The 23,838-nt window shown below is 72.4% G+C and carries 23 protein-coding genes and 1 tRNA gene; 11 read left to right on the top strand and 13 right to left on the bottom strand.

Annotated elements, in window-relative coordinates:
- Positions 1–36 precede the first annotated feature (36 nt).
- From LG395_RS07675 to LG395_RS07685, 3 genes are read right to left on the bottom strand one after another with little or no spacing between them, the layout of a single operon-like run.
- Positions 37–921, bottom strand: coding sequence for an SDR family oxidoreductase (locus LG395_RS07675; protein ID WP_171155429.1), 885 nt, complete (start codon positions 919–921; stop codon positions 37–39).
- Positions 918–1,871: an alpha/beta fold hydrolase gene (locus LG395_RS07680; protein ID WP_225808883.1), complete on the bottom strand. Its 954-nt coding sequence runs from the start codon at positions 1,869–1,871 to the stop codon at positions 918–920. The genes LG395_RS07675 and LG395_RS07680 overlap by 4 nt, the downstream gene beginning before the upstream one ends.
- Positions 1,868–3,388, bottom strand: a complete 1,521-nt coding sequence (locus LG395_RS07685) for a flavin-containing monooxygenase (protein WP_225808884.1) — start codon at positions 3,386–3,388, stop codon at positions 1,868–1,870. Before LG395_RS07685 ends, LG395_RS07680 begins: the two co-directional genes overlap by 4 nt.
- A 178-nt stretch (positions 3,389–3,566) precedes the next feature.
- Between LG395_RS07685 and LG395_RS07690 the strand changes: the two genes are divergently transcribed.
- The gene (locus tag LG395_RS07690; protein ID WP_225809041.1) at positions 3,567–4,187 is read left to right on the top strand and encodes a MerR family transcriptional regulator; all 621 of its coding nucleotides are present in this window, start codon (positions 3,567–3,569) and stop codon (positions 4,185–4,187) included.
- A gap of 34 nt (positions 4,188–4,221) precedes the next feature.
- On the opposite strand, the gene LG395_RS07695 is transcribed toward LG395_RS07690, so the two are convergent.
- The gene (locus tag LG395_RS07695; RefSeq protein WP_171155424.1) at positions 4,222–5,025 is read right to left on the bottom strand and encodes an exodeoxyribonuclease III; all 804 of its coding nucleotides are present in this window, start codon (positions 5,023–5,025) and stop codon (positions 4,222–4,224) included.
- An 81-nt stretch (positions 5,026–5,106) separates the two neighbouring features.
- Here LG395_RS07695 and LG395_RS07700 point away from each other — a divergent pair, with 81 nt between their 5' ends.
- The gene (locus tag LG395_RS07700; protein ID WP_225808885.1) at positions 5,107–5,583 is read left to right on the top strand and encodes a GNAT family N-acetyltransferase; all 477 of its coding nucleotides are present in this window, start codon (positions 5,107–5,109) and stop codon (positions 5,581–5,583) included.
- Positions 5,584–5,691: 108 nt separating this feature from the next.
- Here LG395_RS07700 and LG395_RS07705 read toward each other — a convergent pair.
- The 7 genes from LG395_RS07705 to galU all read right to left on the bottom strand — a co-directional run bounded on the left by LG395_RS07705 (position 5,692) and on the right by galU (position 11,273).
- Positions 5,692–5,765 (bottom strand) — tRNA-Ala (locus LG395_RS07705).
- 91 nt (positions 5,766–5,856) lie between these two features.
- The gene (gene sepX / locus LG395_RS07710) at positions 5,857–7,098 is read right to left on the bottom strand and encodes a divisome protein SepX/GlpR (RefSeq protein WP_225808886.1); all 1,242 of its coding nucleotides are present in this window, start codon (positions 7,096–7,098) and stop codon (positions 5,857–5,859) included.
- 176 nt (positions 7,099–7,274) lie between these two features.
- Positions 7,275–7,889 carry a GNAT family N-acetyltransferase gene (locus LG395_RS07715; protein WP_225808887.1) on the bottom strand — a complete coding sequence of 205 codons (615 nt, stop codon included), beginning with the start codon at positions 7,887–7,889 and terminating at the stop codon, positions 7,275–7,277.
- Between the two features lie 20 nt (positions 7,890–7,909).
- Positions 7,910–8,449: a MogA/MoaB family molybdenum cofactor biosynthesis protein gene (locus LG395_RS07720; protein ID WP_171155418.1), complete on the bottom strand. Its 540-nt coding sequence runs from the start codon at positions 8,447–8,449 to the stop codon at positions 7,910–7,912.
- A complete protein-coding gene (moaC, locus tag LG395_RS07725) occupies positions 8,446–8,958 on the bottom strand; it encodes a cyclic pyranopterin monophosphate synthase MoaC (protein WP_225808888.1) in 513 nt (170 codons plus the stop codon). The genes LG395_RS07720 and moaC overlap by 4 nt, the downstream gene beginning before the upstream one ends.
- An 84-nt stretch (positions 8,959–9,042) precedes the next feature.
- Positions 9,043–10,365, bottom strand: a complete 1,323-nt coding sequence (gene glp, locus LG395_RS07730) for a molybdotransferase-like divisome protein Glp (RefSeq protein ID WP_225808889.1) — start codon at positions 10,363–10,365, stop codon at positions 9,043–9,045.
- Positions 10,362–11,273, bottom strand: coding sequence for a UTP--glucose-1-phosphate uridylyltransferase GalU (gene galU, locus LG395_RS07735; RefSeq protein WP_171155415.1), 912 nt, complete (start codon positions 11,271–11,273; stop codon positions 10,362–10,364). The genes glp and galU overlap by 4 nt, the downstream gene beginning before the upstream one ends.
- A gap of 95 nt (positions 11,274–11,368) precedes the next feature.
- On the opposite strand from galU, the gene LG395_RS07740 reads away from it, so the two are divergent.
- On the top strand, positions 11,369–11,989 hold the full coding sequence (locus LG395_RS07740; RefSeq protein ID WP_225808890.1) for a 5-formyltetrahydrofolate cyclo-ligase: 621 nt from the start codon (positions 11,369–11,371) through the stop codon (positions 11,987–11,989).
- 68 nt (positions 11,990–12,057) lie between these two features.
- Here the strand turns inward: LG395_RS07740 and LG395_RS07745 are convergent, their stop codons facing one another.
- Positions 12,058–14,928, bottom strand: a complete 2,871-nt coding sequence (locus LG395_RS07745) for a penicillin acylase family protein (protein WP_225808891.1) — start codon at positions 14,926–14,928, stop codon at positions 12,058–12,060.
- 195 nt (positions 14,929–15,123) lie between these two features.
- Here LG395_RS07745 and LG395_RS07750 point away from each other — a divergent pair, with 195 nt between their 5' ends.
- The 6 genes from LG395_RS07750 to mscL all read left to right on the top strand — a co-directional run bounded on the left by LG395_RS07750 (position 15,124) and on the right by mscL (position 21,116).
- Positions 15,124–16,653, top strand: coding sequence for a potassium/proton antiporter (locus LG395_RS07750; RefSeq protein WP_171155409.1), 1,530 nt, complete (start codon positions 15,124–15,126; stop codon positions 16,651–16,653).
- Between the two features lie 244 nt (positions 16,654–16,897).
- Complete coding sequence (locus LG395_RS07755) at positions 16,898–18,193, top strand: MFS transporter (protein ID WP_171155407.1); 1,296 nt, start codon at positions 16,898–16,900, stop codon at positions 18,191–18,193.
- 67 nt (positions 18,194–18,260) lie between these two features.
- Positions 18,261–18,575, top strand: coding sequence for an FmdB family zinc ribbon protein (locus tag LG395_RS07760; RefSeq protein ID WP_171155405.1), 315 nt, complete (start codon positions 18,261–18,263; stop codon positions 18,573–18,575).
- A gap of 100 nt (positions 18,576–18,675) precedes the next feature.
- The gene (locus tag LG395_RS07765) at positions 18,676–19,509 is read left to right on the top strand and encodes an S-methyl-5'-thioadenosine phosphorylase (protein ID WP_171155403.1); all 834 of its coding nucleotides are present in this window, start codon (positions 18,676–18,678) and stop codon (positions 19,507–19,509) included.
- Between the two features lie 491 nt (positions 19,510–20,000).
- Entirely contained in the window at positions 20,001–20,492 is a 492-nt protein-coding gene (locus LG395_RS07770) for a hypothetical protein (protein WP_308071222.1), read from the top strand.
- A 147-nt stretch (positions 20,493–20,639) separates the two neighbouring features.
- Positions 20,640–21,116, top strand: a complete 477-nt coding sequence (gene mscL, locus LG395_RS07775) for a large conductance mechanosensitive channel protein MscL (protein WP_171155402.1) — start codon at positions 20,640–20,642, stop codon at positions 21,114–21,116.
- 20 nt (positions 21,117–21,136) lie between these two features.
- Here mscL and LG395_RS07780 read toward each other — a convergent pair whose 3' ends face one another.
- Complete coding sequence (locus LG395_RS07780) at positions 21,137–21,358, bottom strand: hypothetical protein (RefSeq protein WP_225808892.1); 222 nt, start codon at positions 21,356–21,358, stop codon at positions 21,137–21,139.
- 123 nt (positions 21,359–21,481) lie between these two features.
- Between LG395_RS07780 and LG395_RS07785 the strand changes: the two genes are divergently transcribed.
- Together LG395_RS07785 and LG395_RS07790 are read left to right on the top strand one after the other, a co-directional pair.
- Positions 21,482–22,723, top strand: coding sequence for a low temperature requirement protein A (locus LG395_RS07785; RefSeq protein WP_225808893.1), 1,242 nt, complete (start codon positions 21,482–21,484; stop codon positions 22,721–22,723).
- A 40-nt stretch (positions 22,724–22,763) separates the two neighbouring features.
- Positions 22,764–23,789, top strand: coding sequence for a P1 family peptidase (locus tag LG395_RS07790; RefSeq protein WP_225808894.1), 1,026 nt, complete (start codon positions 22,764–22,766; stop codon positions 23,787–23,789).
- The last annotated feature ends 49 nt before the right edge of the window (positions 23,790–23,838 follow it).

Consider the following 23,838-nt stretch of genomic DNA (forward strand, 5'->3'; position numbering starts at 1 on the left):
CCAGATTCACACGGGCGAACACACCTTGCATGTCGATCAGTTACGGTGCGTAGCGCGAGCCGCCTCGTCAGCCGCCCCACCTGCGCCGACGAGTCCGGAACGCATGCCCTTCAGACGGGGCGCGAACCGCTTCATCTCCCGCTGCCCGACCGTCCCGATGAGCGCCGGCAGGTATCCGCGCACCCCCTGCATGCCGCGCAGCCACCACTGCCCGTACACGTGCGCCGAGCGCCGCTCGATCCCCTCCACGAGCCGGTCCACGGCCGGACCGAGCGGATAGGTCTTGTTGGACGGCCACGGCAGCCGCTGCCGCAGCTCCCGCATCACGTCGTCCTGGTCGGCCCCGCGCACCATGTCGGTGTCGGTCCACGACAGGTACCCGACGCCCACCCGGACGCCCTGGTAGCCCACCTCGGCGCGCAGGCTGTGCGCGTACGCCTCCACGCCCGACTTGGACGCGCAGTACGCCGTCATCATCGGCGCGGGAGTGATCGCGGCGAGCGAGGCGATCTGGAGCAGGTAGCCGCGGCTCTCCACGAGCACCGGCAGGAACGCCCGCGCGGTCACCGCCGAGCCGATGAGGTTCACCTCGATCACCCGCCGCCATGCCTGCGGATCGGAGTCGGCGAACGGACCGCCCGTCGCCACACCGGCGTTGGCGACCACGATGTCGACCTTCCCGAACCGCGCCTTCACCTCCTCGGCGACCCGGCTCATCGTCTCGTGGTCGGTGACGTCGGCGTACCAGTGGGCGCTGTCGCTGTGCAGCCGCCCGGAGACCTCCTTCAGCGCCTCCTCCTCCAGCCCGACCAGCGCCACCTTCGCGCCGCGCGCGGACAGTTTGCGCGCCAGCAGCTCACCGACGCCGCGCGCCGCTCCCGTGACGACCGCGACCTGCCCTTCGAGGCTGACCCTGCTCATGCGCCCTCCTTGATCCGCGCGGGGGTGGAACCGTCCTCGGGGACAACCCCCGTGACATAGGTGCCGACGAGCTCCCGGATGCGGCCGGTCACCGGCTCCGGGGCCTCGATCGGGGTCATGTGGCCGACACCGGGCAGCTCGGTGAGGCCGACGCAGTGCGGCAGCGCGGCGACCAGCGACCGGGCGTGCGCCGCAGGTGTGAGCCGGTCGGACGCGCCGTGCAGCACGGCGGTGGGCACGCTCAACCGCCGTACGCCGTGGTCGAGATCGAGCCCGGCGAGGACGGCCGACCACGCGTGTCGCGCGGTGCGCGGGCAGGCGTGCACGATCCGCGCGCACGCCTCCACCATGTGCGGGGCCGAACCCGCGCCCATCGTGGCGTACTTGAGGACGCTCCGCGCGAGCGGTGTGACCGGCCCGAGCGGCGCGCGGGAACCGAGGACGCGCCCGGTGAGCCAGGTACGCACGCGCCCGGCGGGCAACGGCACCACGCGCGACTGGGCGACCAGCCCCGAACTCCCCGTGCTGCACAGCAGGACGGCGGCGGCGTGTTCCCGGAAGCGCGGGCGCCCGGCCGCCGCCATGACCGTCATGCCGCCCATGGAGTGACCGGCGACGAGCGCCTTCTCCCCGCGCGCCAGCGTCTCCCCGAGCACCGCTTCGAGATCGTCCGCCAGCGCCTCGGTGGTACACGCGGGGCTCGCGGGACTGCGCCCGTGCCCCCTCTGGTCGTAGGCGATCACCCGGTGGTCGGCGGCCAGGTCCCGTATCTGGGCCGCCCAGAACGCCGTCGAGCAGGTCCAGCCGTGGGCGAGGACGACCGGCGGCGCGTCCTCGGGGCCGTGCACCTCGACGTGCAGCCGCGCGCCGTCGGCGGAGACGGCGGTGAAGGTACGGGCCGGGGCGGGCGGGGCGTAGGGGCCGGAGGTGACGTGGGCGCTCCGGCTCATGCGGCGGCCCCGCTCGTGCGGCCGGCCGGCCCGGCGCCGGAGACCGGCGCGGGTTTGCGCAGCACCTCGTACTCCGCCAGGTCCACCCGCCGGGTGGCGCGCCGGAACTCGGTCGTCGTGCCGGGCCAGATGGTGGTGTTGCGGCCGCTCGCGTCCAGGTACCAGCTGGTGCAGCCGCCGGTGCTCCACACGGTCCGCTTCATGCGCTCCTGCACCCTGTCGTTCCAGGCGTCGACGGCGGCGGGCCGCGCGTCGAGGGCGGTACGGCCGCCCAGGACGTCGAGCTGGCGCAGGTAGTCGGCCATGTAGCTGAGCTGGGACTCGATCATGAGGATCATGGAGGAGTTCCCGAGGCCGGTGTTGGGCCCGATGATCGACATCCAGTTCGGGAACCCGGCCGCCGAGGCACCGCGCAGCGCCCGCATGCCGTTCTTCCAGGACTCCGCGAGCGTGATGCCCTCCGCGCCGACCACGCGCTCGGCGATGGGCATGTCCGTGACGTGGAAGCCGGTGCTGAAGATGATCACGTCGACCTCGGCCTCGGTGCCGTCGGCCGCCACCGCCGTGGACCCGCGGATCTCGCTCAGCCCGCCCACGACGTCCACGTTCGGCCTGGCCAGCGCCGGGTAGTACGCGCTGGACAGCAGGATGCGCTTGCAGCCGATGCGGTAGTCCGGGGTGAGCCTGGCGCGCAGCTCCGGGTCCTTGATCGCGCGGGCCATGTTCCGCTTGGCGAGCTGCTCGACGAGGCCGAGTTCGTCCGGGCGCTTGGTGAACGCCTGCACCTGCAGCTCCCGGATGCCCCACAGCAGTCCGCGCCGGACCTGGGCGGTCACGGGCAGCCGGCGGTGCAGCCAGCGCTCGGCGCCGCTGATGGCGCGGTCGACGCGGGGCAGCACCCAGGGCGGGGTGCGCTGGAAGAGGGTGAGCCGGCCGACCTGCGGCTGGATGGCGGGGACGATCTGGATGGCGGAGGCTCCGGTGCCGATCACGGCGACCCGCTTGCCGCGCAGGTCGTAGTCGTGGTCCCAGCGGGCGGAGTGGAACACCTTGCCCGGGAAGGAGTCGAGACCGGGGACGTCGGGGATCTTCGGGTCGGACAGCGGCCCGGTGGCGGAGACGACCACGTCGGCGGTCAGCGTGCCGCGCGTGGTCTCGATCGTCCACCGCAGGTTCTCGTCGTCCCAGGTCATCAGCTTCACCTCGGAGCCGAGGCGGAGGTGCGGGCGCAGCCCGAAGAGGTCGGTGACGTGCTCCAGATAGGCGCGGATGTGCCGCTGTCCGGAGAAGGTGCGCGGCCAGTCCGGGTGGGGCGCGAAGGAGAAGGAGTAGAGGTGCGAGGGCACGTCACAGGCGCAGCCGGGGTAGCTGTTGTCCCGCCAGGTGCCGCCGACGCTGTCGGCCCGCTCCAGGACGACGAAGTCGGTGATTCCCTCGCGGCGAAGCCGCACGGCGGCCCCCAGCCCGCCGAACCCGGACCCGATCACCGCCACCCGTACATGCTCGTGCTCGGCCATCCCGAAGCCTCCACGCATCGCCTAGGAACTCCGCCAGTGAACACTGGCGCAATGGGACTGTAGAGCAGCCGCCTACCGAGCGGTAGGGGGTGGCCGAAGGAAAGTTACCGGCAGTACGCCATAGGCTGCGGTCGTGGCAGAGGACGCGGAACACCCCACGGTCAGGCGCGAGTACCGCATGGAGGAGCTGGCCCGGCGCGCCGGCATCACCGTGCGCACCCTGCGCTTCTACCGCGAACGCAAGCTGATCGGGCCACCCCGCCGCGAGGGCCGCATCGCCTGGTACGACGACCACCACCTGGCCCGGCTGCGCACCATCGCGGCACTCCTGGAACGCGGCCACACCCTGAACGGCATCGCCGAACTCGCGGACGCCCTGGACCAGGGCCGCGACGTCGCCGACCTGCTCGGCGTCGGCGCCCCCACCGAGGAGGAGCCCGTCCGCCTCACCCCCGAGGAACTCGCCGCCCGCTTCGAGGGCGAGGTCACCCCCGAGAACCTGGCCGCCGCCCTGGACCTGGGCTACCTCGGCACCGACGGCGACGAGATCGTCCACATCAGCCGGCGTCTGCTGGACGTCTCCTCCGCGCTGGTCCGCGAGGGCATCCCGCTCGCCGAGGTGCTGGCGGCCGGCGCCCGCGTCCGCGAGCACGCCGACGCCCTGGCCGAACTCTTCGCCGACCTGATCCTGCGCCACGGCCCCGAGGAGGACCTGCGCCGGCTGCGCCCGCTGGCCCGCAGCGTGGTCGAGGCGGAACTCTCCCTGGCGCTGGACCGCCGGCTGAACAAGCCGGACTGACCGGGCGGGCCCGGCGTGATCCGAACGCCGGGCCCTAGAGGTCGAAGACGACCGTCACCGGCGCGTGGTCCGACCAGCGCTCCTCGTGGCTGGCCGCTCGCTCCACCACCGCCTTGACCGCACGCCGGGCCAGCCCGGGCGTCGCCACGGCGAGGTCGATGCGCCAGCCCGAATCGTTGTCGAAAGCCCGTCCCCGGTACGACCACCAGGTGTACGGGCCCTGCGCGTCCGGGTGCAGGGCGCGGACGACGTCGACGTAGCCGCCGTCCTCGGGGGCGAAGACGCGGTCGAGCCAGTCCCGCTCCTCGGGCAGGAAGCCGGAGTTCTTGGTGTTGCCGCGCCAGTTCTTCAGGTCGGCCTGGCGGTGGGCGATGTTCCAGTCGCCGCAGACGAGGACCTCGCGCCCGTCGGCGGCGGCCCGTTCGCGCAGCTCCTTCAGATGGGCCAGGAACTCGCCCATGAAGCGGACCTTCTCGTCCTGCCGCTCGGTGCCGACCTCGCCGGAGGGCAGATAGAGGGAGGCGACGGTGACGCCGGGCAGCTCCGCCTCGACGTAGCGCCCGCTGCCGTCGAACTCGGCGGAGCCGAAGCCGACCCGGACCCGGTCGGGCTCGCGCCGGGTGTAGAGGGAGACGCCCGCGCGGCCCTTGGCGGCGGCCGGGGCGTGCACGACGTGCCAGCCGTCGGGCCGGCCGGCCTCCTCGGGCAGCTGGTGCGGCTCGGCCCGCACCTCCTGGAGGCAGACGACGTCCGCGTCCGTCCCGGCGAGCCATTCCACGAAGCCCTTCTTCGCGGCGGCCCGCAGCCCGTTCACGTTCACCGAGGTCACAGTCAGCACCCGGGCACGATACCGGCACACTGGACCGGGTCCACAAAATCCGGGACCACCCGCCGACTGCATAGAAGTACGATGCCCAGCATGAATATCCGCCGCGTTCGCTTCGATCACCCCGACGCCGTGAAGCTCAACGGCGAGGTCCAGGCCGAGTACCACCAGCGCTACGGCGACGGGGGCGACGCCACCGCCCTGGACGCCGCCGACTTCGACCCGCCCCGGGGTGTGTACCTGATCGCCTACGACGAGCGCGACCGCCCCGTGGCCACCGGCGGCTGGCGCAGCCAGGACCGCAACGAGGAGGGCAACGAGGACGGCGACGCGGAACTGAAGCGGATGTACGTCGTGGCGCAGATGCGCGGCCGGGGCCTGGCCCGCCGCATGCTCGCGGCCCTGGAGGAGGACGCCCGCATGGCCGGCCGGGTCCGCATGGTCCTGGAGACGGGCACCAAGCAGCCGGAGGCCGTCGCCCTGTACACCTCCAGCGGCTACGAGCCGTGCGCCAAGTTCGGCTACTACCGGCATCACGAGGAGAGCCTCTGCTACGCCAAGCGGCTCTGACCGGGAGCGGTCGAAGTCGCCGCCCAGGCGGCGACGCCGCTGCCGCACGGCCGGGAACGACGAAGATCCCGACCGGTCGTGATGACCGACGGGATCTTCGTCGTGCAGTGGACCTGAGGGGATTTGAACCCCTGGCCCCCTCGATGCGAACGAGGTGCGCTACCGGACTGCGCCACAGGCCCTTGCAACGAGTGAAACTTTAGCATCCCGATCGGGGTGCTTGGAAATCCGCTCCCTGACTGGTCAGGACGGGGGTTTCCGGGGTGACCGGGGTCACTCGTTGGCCGCGCGCGGACGGTCGTCGTCCTCGTAGGGGTCGTACTGGTCGAACAGCGGCGTGCGTCCGCGTTCCCGGGCCCGGCGGGCGGCGGCCGCGGCGGAGGCCCCGCCGCGCGAGCGGGTCCGGGGGTGGGGGCGGCCGTCCGGCGCCTCGTCCCCCTTCTTCTGCCCGGGCACCGCCTCCGGATCGCGCGCCTCGCTCCCGGGCGCGTGGCCCGTCTCCTGCTCCGGCACGACCGCGCTGGAGCGCGCCGAGCTCCAGGTGTCGGGCGCGCCGAGATCCACGTCGGATGTCGCGCGCGGTGCGACGGGCGCGGTCACGTAGGTGGGCAGCGGTACCGGCACCGGGTCCCAGCTGTCCCCGTGACCGGGCCTGCGCTGCCGCTCGCGCTGCTGGTCGACCCACTCGGCGTGGTCGGTCTGCTCGACGAGGGCGCGCCGGTCGGCGGCGAGCGTGGACAGTCCGGTGCCGGTCTCGGCGGCCTGAGCCTCCTCCGGTTTCTCGGCGGCCGGTCCCGCTTCCAGGGGCGCGCGCCGGCGGGGCTGGCGCGCGCGCAGGCGCTGGGCGGCGGCCTCGGCACGGCGCCGGTCCATCTGGTAGGCGAACCGGCGGCGCTCCTGCGTGCGCAGATAGGCGATGTACGCGCTGAGGAGCACGGCGGGAGCGCCGGGTACCCAGAGGAAGGCGAGGCCCCCGACGGCGGCGACGATCGCGCCGAGGGTGAAGGCGAGGAAGAGCACCACGGTGGTGCGCCGTCGGCGCGCGAGCACCTTGGTGCGCCGGGCGCGTGCCGCGGCCGACTGCGCCGAGGGCGCGCTCCGTGCTGCCGGCTCACGCTGCTGGGCCGGCGGGGTCGCCGGAGCGGGGGCGGGCCGGGACGCCGGGACGGAGGCGTGGTCGCTCGGCGCCTCGGTGCCGCCGGGCGCCTCGGAGTCGGCCTCGACGGCCACCTGACGGCGGGTCGGAGGCACGGCGAAGGCCCGGACGTCCACCGAGTCGGTGACGGCGTCCGGATCGACGGCGTCCGGCTCCCCCTCCTGGGCGGAGCGCGCCCGCAGGTCCCTGGCGTACCGGCGCTCCATACCCGCCCGTCCGGACAGCAGCCGGATGGCGGTGCTGAAGCGTTCCGTCGGACGGGCCTCGTTCAGCTCGTCCTGCCTACGGAGCCACATCGGCACCAAGTAGGCGGCCCAGGCCCCGACAATGACTGCGTAGATGAGGCCGCTGCTGCTCACGGTCACACCGTAGAGGGGTTTGTGTGAGGCCATCCGCCAATTGGGCCGGTGTGTCGCACGATCTGGCTCATATTTCCAGCATTTTTTGCGACGCTTGCGATCAGAGGACCGCCGCGGCCGGGAATTCGGCGCCCCGAGACGGTCAACTGCCGATCATTTTCGAACACATATTCAATTCACGGACTCTCGGTGCGCTGGCTCCCTCGCGACCGCGCCCGCTTCCACCGCGTGAGCAACCCGTCGGGCACCTCTTCCGCGGTGAGCGCGAAGACGAGATGGTCGCGCCAGGCGCCGTCGATGTGCAGATAACGCGGCCGGAGCCCCTCCTCGCGGAATCCGAGTTTCTCCACGACCCGCCGGCTCGGCCGGTTCTCCGGGCGAATGCAGACCTCGACGCGGTGCAGGCCGACGGTGCGGAAACAGTGGTCCACCACGAGCGCGACGGCCGTCGGCATCACCCCGCGCCCGGCCACCGCCTCGTCCACCCAGTAGCCGACGTGCCCCGAGCACATCGACCCCCAGGTGATCCCGGCGACCGTCAACTGCCCGACCAGCTGCCCCTGGTACTCGATGACGAACGGCAGCATGCGGCCCGCGTTCGCCTCGGAGCGCAGATGCCGGACCATCTGGCGGTAGGTCGGCCGGTGCGCGATCGGCCCGCTCGGCGTGGGCGGCGGGATGGTCGCCTCCCACGGGCGCAGCCAGTCGCGGTTGCGCCGGTTCACCTCGCGCCAGACCCGCTGGTCGCGCAGCTTTATCGGCCGGAGGACGACATCGCCGTCCGCCAGCACGACGGGCCAGGAAGGGCTGTTCAGCTCGCACCCCCCGTACCACCGGGTCTCGGGTGGTCACCGCCGCGGATCTGGTCGACGGCGTGGACCAGCAGGGGCTCCAGCACGGCGAGCCCGTCGCGCACCCCGCCGGTCGACCCGGGCAGGTTGACGATCAGCGTGCGCCCGGCCACTCCGGCCAGGCCCCGGGACAGCGCCGCGGTCGGCACCTTGTCCCGCCCGTACGCGCGGATGGCCTCCGCAATGCCCGGCACCTCGTACGCGATCACCGCGCGGGTCGCCTCGGGGGTGCGGTCGGTGGGCGACAGGCCGGTGCCGCCGGTGGTGACGACGACGTCGTACCCGGAGGCGACGGCCGCGCGCAGGGCCGCTTCCACCGGAGCCCCGTCGGGCACCACCCGCGGCCCGTCCACGGCGAACCCGAGGTCCCGCAGGCCCTTCACGATCAGCGGGCCGCCCCTGTCCTCGTAGACACCGGCGGCGGCCCGGTTGGAGGCGGTGACGACCAGCGCGGCGTACGGCGCGCGCAGAGCGCCCCCGGTGCCGTCGTCGAAAGTCATGCCCGGCTCCAGTCGCCCGACTTGCCGCCCGTTTTCTCCTCCACCCGTACGTCCGTGATGACCGCCCCCTTGTCGACCGCCTTGACCATGTCGATCACGGTGAGCGCGGCGACCGTCACCGCGGTGAGGGCCTCCATCTCGACGCCCGTGCGGTCCGTGGTCTTCACGGTGGCCCGGATCTCCACGGCGTCGTCCGCGACCGACAGGTCCAGTGTCACACCGGACACCGACAACGGGTGGCACAGGGGGATCAGATCCGGGGTGCGCTTGGCGCCCATGATCCCGGCGATCCGCGCGGTGGCCAGGGCGTCCCCCTTGGGCACGCCCTCCCCGCGCAGCAGCTCGACCACGCGCGGTGCGACGAGGACCCGGCCGCTGGCGCGGGCGGTGCGCGCGGTCACGTCCTTCCCGGACACGTCGACCATACGGGCCGCGCCCGCCTCGTCGATGTGCGTCAGTCGGTCCTGCACAGGGGTTCCGGGGGTCTCCCCCCGGGAAGGCTGGGTCATGGCTGTGGCACTCCCGGTCCGGGCCCGGCGCGGTGCGGCGCGCGGGCCTGCTGTGCGCGACACGGTACCGCCAACCAGCCGGGCTCAGCCGAGCAGGACCACCTCGACCTCGCTGCCGGGCTCCACGGACTCCATGTCCTCGGGCACCACGATCAGCGCGTCGGCCTGCGCCAGCGCGGCGATCAGATGGGAACCGGCGCCGCCCACGGGGGTCACCTCGCCGTCGGCGTAGGCGCCGCGCAGGAACTGGCGGCGGCCCTTGGGCGAGCGCAGCGCCCCGTCGGCCTTGAGCACGGCCCGCGCGCGGGGCCGGTGGAGGTCCGTGAGGCCCATCAGCGCGCGGATGGCGGGCCGGACGAACAGCTCGAAGGAGACGTACGACGACACCGGGTTGCCGGGCAGTGCCAGCAGCGGGGTGTGGTCGGGGCCGATGGAACCGAAGCCCTGGGGCTTGCCGGGCTGCATGGCGAGCTTCCGGAACTCCACACCGCCGCCCGCCTCGTCCGCGTCCGCGGCGTACGCCAGAGCCTCCTTGACGACGTCGTACGCCCCGACGCTCACCCCGCCCGTGGTCACCAGCAGGTCGGCGCGGATGAGCTGGTCCTCGATGGTGGAGCGCAGGGTCTCGGCGTCGTCGGCGACGGCGCCCACCCGGTAGGCGATGGCGCCCGCGTCCCGGGCGGCGGCGGTGAGGGCGAAGCTGTTGGAGTCGTAGATCTGCCCGCCGGCCAGCTGCTCGCCGGGCTGGACGAGTTCGCTGCCGGTGGACACCACGACCACGCGCGGGCGGGGGCGCACGCGCACCGTGCCGCGGCCGATCGCGGCGAGGAGCGCGATCTGCGGCGGGCCGAGGATCGTCCCGGCCTCCAGGGCGAGGTCCCCGGCCTTCACGTCGCTGCCCTTGGCCCGCACGTGCGCGCGTGCCTCGGCGGGGCGGTACACGTGCACGTGCCCCTCGGCGCCCTCGGGGGCCGTGCTGCGTGCCCGCATGCCGCTGACCGGGCCCTCGCCGAGCCCGCCGTCGGTCCACTCGACGGGGACGACGGCCTCGGCCCCGGGCGGCAGCGGCGCGCCGGTCATGATGCGCGCGGCCTGTCCGGGACCGACCCGCACCGGGTCGGCCGCGCCGGCCGCGACGTCCCCGACGACCTCCAGGACGGCCGGGAACTCCTCCCCGGCGCCCGCCACGTCCGCGACCCGCACCGCGTACCCGTCCATGGAGCTGTTGTCGAACGGCGGCAGGGACACCGGCACCGTGACGTCGTCGACCAGGACGCAGCCCTGGGCGTCGAGCAGTTGCAGCTCGATGGGTTCGAGGGCGTGGACGGTCGAGAGGATGTCCTCAAGGTGCTCGTCCACCGACCACAGGTCGTCCGGGCCGGCGGGGCGGGTCGCGGCGCTGCTCAAGACTGCTGCATCTCCTCGGCTACGTAACTGCGGAGCCAGGTCCGGAAGTCCGGGCCCAGGTCCTCACGTTCGCACGCGAGTCTGACAATGGCACGCAGGTAGTCGCCACGGTCACCGGTGTCATAGCGGCGGCCCTGGAAGACGACCCCGTGCACCGGGCCGCCGACCTTCTCGTCCTGGGCGAGCTGCTGGAGGGCGTCGGTGAGCTGGATCTCGCCGCCCCGGCCGGGCTCGGTCTTGCGCAGTATGCCGAACACGTGCGGGTCGAGGACGTAGCGTCCGATGATCGCGTAGTTCGACGGGGCGTCCGCCGGGTCCGGCTTCTCGACCAGTCCGGTCACCTTGACCACATCACCGTCGGCGGTGGCCTCCACGGCCGCGCAGCCGTAGAGGTGGATCTGCTCGGGCGCGACCTCCATCAGGGCGACGACACTGCCGCCGTGCCGCTCCTGGACCTCGATCATGCGCGCGAGCAGCGGGTCCCGGGGATCGATCAGGTCGTCACCGAGGAGGACGGCGAAGGGCTCGTGGCCGACGTGCGGGGCGGCGCACAGCACGGCGTGCCCGAGGCCCCTGGGGTCGCCCTGGCGCACGTAGTGCATGGTGGCCAGGTCGCTGGACTCCTGCACCTTGGCGAGCCGTTCGGCGTCGCCCTTCTTCTCCAGTGCCGATTCCAGCTCGTAGTTGCGGTCGAAGTGGTCCTCGAGCGGACGCTTGTTGCGCCCGGTGATCATGAGGACGTCGTCGAGCCCCGCCGACACGGCCTCCTCGACCACGTACTGGATCGCCGGCTTGTCTACGACCGGCAGCATCTCCTTGGGAGTGGCTTTGGTAGCCGGCAGGAACCGGGTGCCGAGGCCGGCTGCGGGAATGACAGCCTTGCTGATCCTGGGGTGGGACTGAGTCATGCCCGCAACCATATCCGGTGCCTTTGTGGGGATTCTGTGGCTCAGGTTGCTTGACCCTTATATGACCTGCATTAAGAAGGGCGCGAGGACGACCAGTGGAACACGACGGACGTACGGGCGAGCCTGACAAGCGCGCGTTTCGGCGAGAGTTCCTCGAGGTGAGGAACAGGTTGACGGTGGATGACGTCCGCGTGGCGGGCCGCGCGCTGGCGGAGCGCGCCCTGGAACTGCCCGAGCTGGCGCGTGGCCGCACGGTGGCGGCGTACGTCTCGGTGGGCGGCGAACCCGGCACGCTGGACCTGATGGACGCCCTGCGCGCGCGGGGCGTGCGCGTCCTGCTCCCCGTGCTCCTGCCCGACAACGACCTGGACTGGGGCGAGTACGGCGGCCCGGACTCCCTCGCCCGGGTCCAACACGGCGGCAGGATGGCTCTTTTCGAGCCCTCCGGTCCGCGTCTGGGCCCGGACGCCGTGGCGGACGCGGACGTGGTCCTGCTGCCCGGGCTCGCGGTGGACGCGCGCGGGATGCGCCTTGGGCGGGGCGGAGGGTCGTACGACCGGGTGCTGGCCCGGCTGGAGCGCACGGGCGCGCGCCCCCTGCTCGTGGTCCTGCTCTACGACCCGGAGGTCGTCGCGCGCGTGCCGGCGGAGGCGCACGACAAGCCGGTGCACGCGGTGGTGACCCCGTCGGGAGTGCGCCGCTTCCCTGAGGGCTGACCCGCCCTTCGAACGGCAACGGCCCTCCACGCGCGCGTGGAGGGCCGTTGCGTGCTCGGTGCCGGTGGTCAGGGCTTGAGGACCAGGGTGTCGCTCGTGCTCTTGTCCACCGCTTCGCCGGAGAACGACCAGGGCAGCAGCTCGCCCTTGGCCCACTTGCCCGTCTGGTCCGTGTAGTGCGCGCTGAAGGCGTGCCCGGAGGCGCCGGTCAGGTTGATCCACTTGGACTTGTCGAGGTCGGCGAGGTTGACGACCATCCGCATGGACGGCACCCAGACCACGTTGTAGCCGCCGGCGGCGTTCCAGCCGGTCGCGTTCACCGTCGCCTCACCGCCGCTGAGCTTCCAGGGGCCGCGGTTGAGGAGGTACTGCAGGGCCTTGGGGCCCTCGGTGCCGAGCGTCTGGTTCTTCAGGAACAGCCGGTGCAGACGGCCCCAGCTCCAGGTGTCGATGTCCTTGCCGAGCTTGGCGGTCAGCTCCCAGCGGGCGTCGATCATGGCGCGGGCGAAGAGCTGGTCGCGGTTCTTTGCGGCGGGGCGGGTGCCCGACCTGGGCGTCTTCCACCAGTCGCTGTCCGGCTTGTCCATCAGGGTGCGCACGACCTCGAACCAGCGGTCGCCGCCGTCCGGCTGCGCCTGGTCGGCGTCGCGCTGGCCGCACTCGCGCACCTTGGTGTCGTCGTCGACCGGGCCGGTGCTGTCGATCTTGTCGACCCACAGGCACTGGCCCTTGACGCGCAGCTCCTTGGGGAGCTTGTTGCCGAAGGCGAGCTTGAGGATGTTGCGCCAGACGGCGTTGAAGTAGGCGGCCGCCGCGGAGTCGGCGTCCTGGGTGTAGTCCCAGCCCTCCAGCAGCTTCTGCGCCTGGCGGACGTCCGCGTCCTTCAGGTTGATCTTCAGCAGCTTGGGCACCAGGAGCTTGGCGATCTCGCTGCTGTTGTCCAGCTGCATCTGCCGCATGTCGTCGGTGGAGATCTTGCCGCCGTCCTTGATCTTGGACTCGATCAGGTCGGCGATGCGCTGGCTGCGGGTGCCGTAGCCCCAGTCGGTGGTGAGGGTGTACGGGTACCTGTCCGGGTCGACCACGGCCTGGTTGGCGGTGACGATGTAGCCGCGCTTCGGGTCGTACTCGTAGGGCAGTTCGTCCTGCTTGACGAAGCCCTTCCAGCGGTACTTCGAGTCCCAGCCGGGCACCGGGACGGCGCCGGAGTCCTTGGCGGTGCGGGCGGGGATCCTGCCGGGCAGCGTGTAGCCGATGTGGTCGTCCGTGCTGGCGTAGATCAGGTTCTGCGAGGGCACGTCGAACAGGGCCGCCGCCGCGCGGAAGTCGTTCCAGTCCCCGGCCCGGTCGAGGGCGAAGACGGCGTCCATGGTGGTGCCCGGGTCGAGCGCGGTCCACCGCAGGGCGATGCCGTAGCCGTCGCCGCGGTCGGGCGCGGCGGCGTTCACGGTGGCCCTCTTGCCGACCTGGACGAGTTCGTCGTCACGGTCGGACAGCAGCGGCATCCCGTCCTGGGTCTGCCGGACGACGATCGTCTTGGCCGCGCCCCCGGCGACCTTGATGGTCTCCTGGCGGGTCTTGAACGGCCGGACCTTGCCGTCGTACAGGTAGCCGTTCGCGCTGACCTTCTCCAGGTAGAGGTCGGTGACGTCGACCCCGGAGTTGGTCAGGCCCCAGGCGATCTTCCCGTTGTGTCCGATGATCACACCGGGCATGCCCGCGAACGTGTAGCCGGTGACGTCGTACTGGCACTTGCCGGAGACGGTGCGGCAGTGCAGGCCCATCTGGTACCAGACGGACGGCAGGGATGCCGACAGGTGCGGGTCGTTGGCGAGCAGCGGCTTGCCGGTGATGGTGTACTTCCCGGCGACCACCCAGGAGTTGGAGCCGATGCCCTGGCCGTTCACGCCGACGGCCGTGGGCAGGTCGTCCAGGACGCCGTAGAGGCCGTCCAGCTGGCTCGTGAGGGACGAACCCGTCCCGGCCGAGGCGGAGGAGCCGGTCGTACCGGTCGTGCCCGTCGTGCCGGTCGTGCCGGTCCCCGTCGTGCCGGTTGTCCCCGTCGTGCCGGTCGTACCGGTCGTCCCGGCCGCGCCCGTCGTGCCCGTGCTTCCGGCGGAGCCGCTGGCGCCGCTCTGCTGGAAGGCCTGGGTCACCGCGTCGTACTGGCCCTCCTGGACGATCGGCTTGTTGCGGCCGTAGGGGTACGCCGGGTACAGGTCCTGGATCTGCTGCGGGCCGAGGCGGCTGGTCATGAGGGCGCGGTCGATCTCGTCCTGCATGTTGCCGCGCAGGTCCCAGGCCATCGCCTTCAGCCAGGAGACGGAGTCGACCGGGGTCCACTTCTCCGGCTTGTAGTCGTTGGCGAAGCCCAGGGCCGCGTACTCCAGGGAGATGTCCTTGCCGTCCTTGCCCTGGAGGTAGGCGTTGACCCCCTTGGCGTAGGCCTGAAGGTACTTCTTGGCGGCGGCCGACAGCTTGGTGTCGTACTCCTGCCGGGCGATCCGGTCCCAGCCGAGGGTGCGCAGGAACTCGTCGTTCTTGACCTGGCTCTTGCCGAACATCTCCGACAGGCGCCCAGAGGTCATGTGCCGGCGCACGTCCATCTCGTAGAACCGGTCCTGCGCCTGGACGTAGCCCTGCGCCATGAACAGGTCCTCGTCCGAGGACGCGTAGATCTGCGGAATGCCGTAGCCGTCCCGCTTGACGTCGACCGGCCCGGACAGGCCGTCGAGCTTGATCGATCCGGTGGTCTGCGGGAAGGAGGCGCGGACGGTGCTGATCGACCAGTACGCCCCGTAGGCGATGCCTCCGATGATGGCCAGGACCAGCACCAGCACGATGAGTCGGGCTTTGCGCCCCTTCTTCCTGCCGGACTTGACGGACGTGGCACCCGCTGCGGCGGTGTCACCCGTGGTGGCGGTGGTGTTGGGGGGCATCGCTGTCCTTGCTGTCCTAACGCGAGCGGCAGGTCGGGCTGTGACTTTGAATGAGCGCTGGAGCAACCATAGGCGCAGGGCCCCGTCCCGCTTGACGCGGAGTCGGGAACGAGCGCGTACGAGCGTTCGATCTTGCCTCGCGAACGTCAAGAAATCGTCAAGAGTTAGGTAAGGTAACGAAGTAACCGGAGATCCGTGGGCCCGATCTCGGAGGAGGAACGCCCCCTGACTGTTCACCACCTCAACCAGCTCCTGCTCGTCTGCTCCGTCGTCCTGCTCGTCGCCGTCGCGGCCGTCCGGGTCTCCTCCCGCAGCGGGCTCCCCAGCCTGCTCGTGTACCTGGGGATCGGCGTCCTCATCGGCCAGGACGGCATCGGTCACATCCACTTCAACAGCGCCGCGATGACCCAGGTCATGGGGTACGCGGCCCTGGTCGTGATCCTCGCCGAGGGCGGTCTGGGCACGAAGTGGAAGGAGATCCGGCCCGTCCTGCCGTCCGCCTCCGTCCTCGCGACCGTGGGCGTCGCGATCAGCGTGGGCGTCACCGCCGCGGGCGCGCACTACCTGGTCGGGCTGGAGTGGCGGCAGGCGTTCATCATCGGGGCGGTGGTGTCGTCGACGGACGCGGCGGCGGTCTTCTCGGTCCTGCGGAAGATCCCCCTCCCCGCGCGCGTGACGGGCACGCTGGAGGCCGAGTCCGGGTTCAACGACGCCCCGGTGGTCATCCTGGTCGTCGCCTTCTGCACGGCCGGCCCGGTCGAGCACTGGTACCTGCTGCTCGGCGAGATAGTCCTGGAACTGGCCATCGGCGCGGCGCTGGGCCTCGCGGTGGGCTGGTTCGGCTCCTGGGGGCTCAGGCACGTCGCGCTGCCCGCCTCCGGTCTCTACCCGATCGCCGTGATGGCCATCGCCGTCACGGCGTACGCGGCCGGCGCCCTGGCGCACGGCAGCGGCTTCCTCGCCGTCTACCTGGCCTCCATGATCCTCGGCAACGCCCGGCTCCCCCACTGGCCCGCCACCCGCGGCTTCGCCGAGGGGCTCGGCTGGATCGCCCAGATCGGCATGTTCGTCGTGCTCGGCCTGCTGGTCACCCCGCACGAACTGGGCGACGACATCGTGCCCGCGCTGGTCATCGGGCTGGTGCTGACCATGGTGGCCCGCCCGCTGAGCGTGGTGGTCAGCCTGGCGCCGTTCCGGGTGCCGCGGCCTGAGCGGATCCTGATGTCGTGGGCCGGGCTGCGCGGCGCCGTGCCCATCATCCTGGCGACCATCCCCATGGTGAACGGCGTCGCCGGCAGCCGCCGCATCTTCAACATCGTCTTCGTCCTGGTCGTCGTCTACACCCTGGTCCAGGGGCCGACCCTGCCCTGGCTGGCCCGCACGCTCCGGCTCGGGGAGCAGGGCGAGGCCGCCGACCTCGGCATCGAGTCGGCGCCCCTGGAACGGCTCCGGGGACACCTGCTGTCCGTGACCGTCCCCGAGGGCTCCCGGATGCACGGCGTGGAGGTCAGCGAGCTGCGGCTGCCGCCCGGCGCGGCCGTCACCCTCGTCGTGCGCGAGGGGAAGTCGTTCGTGCCGCTGCCCTCGACCGTGCTGCGGCGCGGCGACGAACTGCTGGTCGTCGCCACCGACCCGGTCCGCGACGCGGCGGAACGGCGGCTGCGCGCGGTCGCCCGCGGCGGCAAGCTGGCGGACTGGCTGGGCACGGCCGGCGAGCGCGGATGACCCCGCGGCAATCACAGGCAGTCCCTGCGACCGTGCTCTCTTTCACAGGGGCACGAGCCATGATCCCTGTAGTATGAAGGCACCCTGATCGAACCAACTCTGCCTGATGCAGAGCTGGCGCGACCGTATGGCGGCCGGAACACCCTCCGCGGAGGCACCGGTATCTACCGCAGTTCCGCGCAAGAGGACAGCTCTCGGCGCCCCCCGCACGGGCGCGCTACCAGGCGGAAGAAAGGCACGGGCCGTGGAGTCCACGGTCACCACGCGGCCGGCGGAGAACCAGCCGGCGTCGCCCCGCCCCGGATACGGACAGCTGCTGCGCACCCGCGGCGCCTGGACGTTCCTGCTCCCCGGTTTCGCCGCGCGCCAGCCGTTCGCGATGCTCACCCTGTCGATCGTGCTGCTCGTCCAGCACACCACCGGCTCGTACGGCGCCGCGGGTGCCGCCGCGGCGGCCACCGGCGTCTCCATGGCGCTGTTCGCGCCGTACAGCGGCCGCCTCGCCGACCGCTACGGCCAGCGGGCCGTGCTGATCCCCGGCGTCCTGGTGCACACGCTGTCCGGCCTGTCGCTGACCGCGCTCGCACTGGCGCACGCGCCCCTGTGGGCGCTGTTCCTGGCCGCCGTCCCGACCGGCGCCTCCGTCCCGCAGGTCGGCCCGATGGTGCGGGCGCGCTGGGGCGTGAAGCTCCAGGGCTCGCCCCTGATGACCACGGCGGCGGCGTTCGAGTCGGTCACGGACGAGCTGACCTTCGTCGTCGGCCCCCTGCTGGCGACCGCGCTGTGCACGGCCGTGACACCGGCCGCGGGCCTGGTCACGGAGGCCGGGCTCACCCTCGTCGGCGGCCTGCTGTTCGCCGCGCGGAAGAGCACGCAGCCGCCGGTGTCCCGGGAGAGCGGGCACGCGCGCGTGCGGCACGCCTCCGCCCTGCGCGTCCCGGGCGTGCGCGTGCTGGTCGTCACCTTCCTCGGCATCGGCTCGGTCTTCGGCGGCATGCAGGTGTCGCTCGCGGCCTTCACCGAGTCGATCGGCGAACCCGGCCTGAACGGCGTGCTGTACGGCGTCTTCGCCGCAGGGAACATGCTCTCCGGCGTGGTCTGCGGTGCGGTCGCCTGGAAGGCGGCCCCCCAGAAGCGTCTGGTGCTCGGTTACACGGCGCTCGCGGTGGCGGCGTCCGCCCTGTGGACGGCGCACTCGGTGCCGCTGCTCGCCGCGCTCGGCCTGCTGGTCGGCATGTGCATCGCCCCGTCCCTGATCACCGGCTACACACTGGTCGACGGCCTGGTCCCGGCCGGCGCCCGGACCGAGGCCTTCACCTGGCTGACCGGCGCCGTCGCGCTCGGCCAGGCCGCCGCCGTCACGGTCGCGGGACAGCTGGAGGACCGGCTGTGGGACGGCGCCGGGTTCCTGGTGCCGATGGGCGGCACCGTGCTCGCCCTGGCGATCCTGGTGACGCTGCGCTCGCGGCTGGCCGCACGGCACGGGAACCGCACGGTCGCGCGTGGCGTCGGTCACCGCGTGCCGGTCACGGTGGACTGATCCCCGGGAATACGTCACTATGGACCGTCGTTAGCACTCATTGAGTGAGAGTGCCAGGAGGAAGACAGTGCCGACCTACCAGTACCAGTGCACCGAGTGCGGCGAGGGCCTCGAGGCGGTGCAGAAGTTCACCGACGACGCCCTGACCGTGTGCCCCAACTGCAACGGCCGCCTGAAGAAGGTGTTCTCCGCGGTCGGCATCGTCTTCAAGGGCTCGGGCTTCTACCGCAACGACTCCCGCGGCTCCACGTCGAGCAGCAGCCCGGCGTCGAAGCCGGCCGGCTCGTCGTCCGACGCGAAGGCGTCCTCCTCGACGTCCACGTCCTCTTCGACGTCCGCCTCCTCTTCGGGCTCCGGCTCCGCCAGCAGCTCCGCCGCCTGACACCTCTCGTCCGGACCCCGCCGTCACACGACGGCGGGGTCTTCGGCCTTCCCCGACGCCGCCTCCCCCCGTGCTCCCGCGGCCCGCTACTGTGCTGGTCATGGCCAAAGCAGAGATCGGCGTCATCGGCGGTTCGGGTTTCTACTCCTTCCTGGACGACGTCACCGAGGTCCAGGTGGACACCCCCTACGGGTCGCCCAGCGACTCGCTCTTCCTCGGCGAGGTCGCCGGCCGGAAGGTCGCCTTCCTGCCCCGGCACGGCCGCGGCCACCATCTGCCTCCGCACCGCATCAACTACCGCGCCAACCTGTGGGCCCTGCGCTCGGTCGGCGTACGGCAGGTGCTCGGTCCGTGCGCGGTGGGCGGCCTGCGTCCCGAGTACGGGCCGGGCACCCTGCTCGTGCCCGACCAGTTCGTGGACCGTACGAAGTCCCGCGCACAGACGTACTTCGACGGGCTGCCGCTGCCGGACGGCACCGTGCCGAACGTCGTGCACGTGTCCATGGCCGACCCGTACTGCCCCACCGGGCGTGCCGCGGCGCTGAAGGCCGCCCGGGGCCGGGACTGGGAACCGGTGGACGGCGGCACCCTGGTCGTGGTCGAGGGCCCGCGCTTCTCGACGCGCGCCGAATCGCTGTGGCACCAGGCCCAGGGCTGGTCGGTGGTGGGCATGACCGGCCACCCCGAGGCGGCGCTCGCCCGGGAAATGGAGCTGTGCTACACCTCGCTGACCCTGGTCACCGATCTCGACGCGGGCGCCGAGACCGGCGAGGGCGTCTCGCACGAGGAGGTCCTGCGCGTGTTCGCGGCCAACGTGGACCGACTGCGCGGCGTGCTCTTCGACGCGGTGGCGGCCCTGCCGGAGACCGGGCAGCGGGACTGCCTGTGCGTGAACGCGCTCGGCGGGATGGACCCGGGATTCGCTTTGCCGTAGGGCGGGGGGCTGGGGCCGGGCGGGGCGGGGCTCGATTCGGATCGCTCGGTTTGGATCGCTCGGATCGCTCGGTTTGGATCGCTCGGCTCGCTCGGCTCGGCTCGGCTGCCGAGTGCGGCCCGGTGGCCGAGTGCGGACCGGTGACCGAGTACGACTCCGTGGCCGAGTACGACCGGTGACCGAGTACGGCCCCGTGGCCGAGTACGACCGGTGATCAGGCGGAACTTCTCGTTCGGGTGGGCGAGTTATCCACAGTCCGCCCGTGATCCACGGGCCCCGGCGGGATCCGGCGCGAGGCGTCATCGTGGCATGGCAAGCCGAACTCCTCGTCGCAGGCGGTGACTCCCATGCCCTCGCTCCCGCGCCATCACCCACCCACGCCTCCGCCCTCTCCCACCGGTTCCTCGTTCCCGCCCCCACCTCCCCAACCGCCCTCACCGTCCCCTCCGCGGCCACGGCCGCCGGGGACCGAGGCACCTCCGACCCGTGCGGTGCCCCCGTTCGATCCGGTGCGGGTGCGCGGCGGGCGGTACCGGCTGCACCGGCTGCTAGGCCATCGCGGGCCGGCGGTCGCGGCCGGGCTCGCGGTGACGGCGGTGGCGCTCGTGGCCGCGGGGCCCCGCTCCGAGGGCGCCGGGGCGGAACCGCGCGGCGCCGAGCGGGCCCACGGCCGCCCCGTGGCCGGGCCCGCACGGCCCCGCCCGCCGGCCGAGCTGGTGACGGCGCCGGTCCGGATCGCCGACGCCGCCACGGTGCGCCTGCTGCACCCCGGTGACCGTGTCGACGTGATCGCCGCGGAGGACGCGTCGGCCGGGGCCGGCGTACGGGTGCTGGCGCGCGGTGCGCGGGTGACGGAGGTCCCGGAACCGCCGGCCGCGGCGGCCGGGAGCGGAGCGCTGGTCGTGCTGTCGGTGCCACGGCCCACGGCGGCCCGGCTGGTCGGCGCGAGCGCCACCGCGCGCCTGGCGGTGACGCTGTGCTGAACCGGCTCGTACGCCTTCTGCGTACCGTGGCCGGCCTGACGGCAAGGGTCTCGCTCCGGTTACGGCAGTGGACACGACGACCGCCCCGTGCCGTAGGTTGCGGAGCGTTTCGTTCCACACCCTGTGCACGCGAGGAGAGTCCCCTAGGTGAGCGCGAAGAAGGAACCGAGCGTCTGGCAGGGCTTCAAGGCCTTCCTGATGCGCGGCAACGTCGTCGATCTGGCGGTCGCGGTGGTCATCGGCGCGGCCTTCACGAACATCGTCAACTCGATCGTGAAGGGGATCATCAACCCGGTGGTCGGGGCGATCGGCACGCAGAGCCTCGACAACTACAGCTCCTGTCTGAAGGACCCCTGCCGGGTGAGCGCGGACGGCACGGTCAAGAGCGGCGTGCCGATCATGTGGGGCTCCGTCCTCGGGGCCACGCTCAGCTTCGTGATCACCGCGGCGGTGGTGTACTTCCTGATGGTCCTGCCCATGTCCAAGTACCTGGCCCGGCAGGCGGCCAAGAAGGCGGCCCGGGAGGGCACGAAGGAAGTGGTCGACGTGACCGAGCTGGAGGTGCTCAAGGAGATCCGCGACGCGCTGGTCGCGCAGCGCGGGGCCGGGCACGGCGAGCGCTGACGGCGCCGCCCGCGGACCGCTCAGAGGTGGTGGGGCGGCTTCTCGTCCAGGAAACGCCTCAGGTCGGCGGCGCTGTCGCCGTCCGGGCGCTCGCCCCACCCGCGGTCGGTGTCGTCCGAGGACTGCTGGTCCAGCGGGTCGTCGAAGACCAGCGCGGGCTTCGGGTCGCGCGGCTCGGGTTCACGCGGCTCGGGTTCACGCGGCTCGGATGCACGCGGCTCGGGTTCACGGGCGGTGGTCATGCTCCCAGGGTACGGCGCCGGCCGGGGCCCCCGGCCTGGTGTTTTCGCCGGACCGGGACCCCCTTCCCCGCTTGTGAAAGCCTTCACAAGATTTCACGCCCGTTTTCTGCTGTGCTGGGAACCATGACATCGAGTCCCCCTGCCACGCCCGCGCCCTCGGGCGCGCCGAAGCCCTCCGGCCCCCTGCGGCGGCTCACCGCCCGCGAGCGCGGCGAGGCGCACCGCGTCGCCTCCTCGCTGGAGCTCTTCTTCGATCTGTGCTTCGTCGTGGCGGTCGCGCAGGCGGGCGTGCAGCTGGTGCACGCCGTGGCGGCGGGCCACGCGGGCGAGGGGATCCTCAACTACGCGATGCTGTTCTTCGCCATCTGGTGGGCGTGGATGAACTTCAGCTGGTTCGCCTCGGCGTACGACAACGACGACGCCCTCTACCGGGTGGTCACCCTGGTGCAGATCGCCGGCGTCCTGGTGCTGGCCGCCGGTATCTCCCGGGCGTCCGCACAGCACGACTTCCTGCTGGTCTGGCTCGGCTACGTGATCATGCGGCTGGCGATGGTGTGGCAGTGGCTGAGGGCCGCGAGATCGGCGCCGGGCGCGGAACGGACCATGGCGCTCCGGTACGCGTGCGGCGTGCTGCTGTGCCAGATCGGCTGGTTCGGACTGGTGGTCCTGCCGGAGCCGGGCCGGCCCTGGGTGTTCCCGGTGATGGTGGTCGCGGAACTGTGCGTGCCGGTCTACGCCGAGAGGGCCCAGAACACCTCCTGGCACCCGCACCACATCGCCGAGCGGTACGGCCTGTTCACGATCATCGTGCTCGGCGAGACGATCGCCGCGGCCACGGTGGCGGTGAAGTCGGCGGCGGACGAGCACAACGCGCTGGGCGAGCTGCTGCCCATCGCGGCGGGCGGACTGCTGATCGTCTTCTCCGCTTGGTGGATCTACTTCGTGGTGCCGATCCACGGCCATCTGCGCTCCAGCCGGCATGCGTTCGTCTGGGGCTACGGCCACTACCTGGTCTTCGCCTCGGCGGCGGCGATCGGCGCGGGCCTGGAGGTCGCCGTGGAACAGGCGGTCGGCAAGGCGCACATCTCCACGCTGTCCGCCGCGGCCGCCGTCACCCTGCCGACGGCGCTGTACCTGCTGACCGTGTGGGCGCTGCACGCCCGGCACTTCAAGGCGGGCCTCACCCAGCAGCTGGTGCTGCCGGTCACGGCTCTGCTGGTGATCTGCTGCACCTTCCTGGGCGAGTGGGCGGTGCTCGCCGCGGGGCTGGTGTCCGCGGCCTCGGTGGCGGCCGGGTTGATCCTGACGGCGCGCGGGGCCGGCCGGGAGCGCTCGGCGCGCGCCACCGCCGCCGCGGCCGGCTGACCTTCCGGGCGGCGCCTCGCACTGGGCCAGACTGACGTCCATGACAGCTGACGCATTGACGGACGTCGCCGGGCTGCGCGTGGGACACGCCACCCGGACCGGCGACGGGTGGCTCACCGGCACGACGGTCGTCCTCGCCCCCGTGGGTGGCGCGGTCGCGGCCGTGGACGTGCGCGGCGGCGGCCCCGGCACCAAGGAGACCGACGCGCTCGACCCGCGCACCGTGGTGCGGAAGATCGACGCCGTCGTGCTGACCGGAGGCAGCGCGTACGGGCTCGACGCGGCCTCCGGGGTGATGGCCTGGCTGGAGGAGCGGGAGCGGGGCGTGCGGGTGGGGCCGGACCCGGCGCATGTCGTGCCGGTGGTGCCCGCCGCGTGCCTCTTCGACCTGGGGCGCGGCGGGGACTTCCGGGCCCGTCCGGACGCGGGGACGGGACGCTCGGCGGTGGAGGCCGCGGCGGCCGGTGTGCCGGGGGCCCGGGTGGCGCAGGGCTGCGTCGGGGCGGGCACGGGCGCCGTCGCCGGACGGCTCAAGGGCGGCGTGGGCACCGCGAGCACGGTGCTCGACTCGGGGATCACGGTGGGGGCGCTGGTGGTGGTGAACGCCGCGGGATCGGTGCTGGACCCGGAAACGGGGGTGCTGTACGGGGAGTTGCTCCAGGGACGGGTGGAGTATCCGCGGGAGCGGGTGCACGAGGCCGCGTGCCGGCGCCTGGACGAGGCCGCCGCCGGGAACGGACCGGCGCCGCTCAACACGACGCTGGCGGTGGTCGCGACGGACGCGGACCTCTCCAAGGCGCAGGCGCAGAAGCTGGCGGGCACGGCGCACGACGGGATCGCGCGGGCCGTACGGCCGGTGCACCTCCTGCACGACGGGGACACGGTGTTCGCGCTGGCGACCGGCACGCACCCGCTGGACACGCACCCCCTGGCGCTCAACGGCATCCTCGCCGCCGGCGCGGACGTGGTGATGCGCGCCATCGTCCGGGCCGTGCGCGCCGCCGAGTCGGTCCACGGACCGGGCGGAGTGTGGCCGTCGTACGGGGAGTTGTACGGGAAGGGGTAACGGTACGGCCCCGGGGGCGGGGTGGATTGTCGCGGTTCTGTCACGTGAT

Source organism: Streptomyces spinosus (assembly GCF_020400655.1).
GTDB lineage: Bacteria > Actinomycetota > Actinomycetes > Streptomycetales > Streptomycetaceae > Streptomyces > Streptomyces argyrophylli.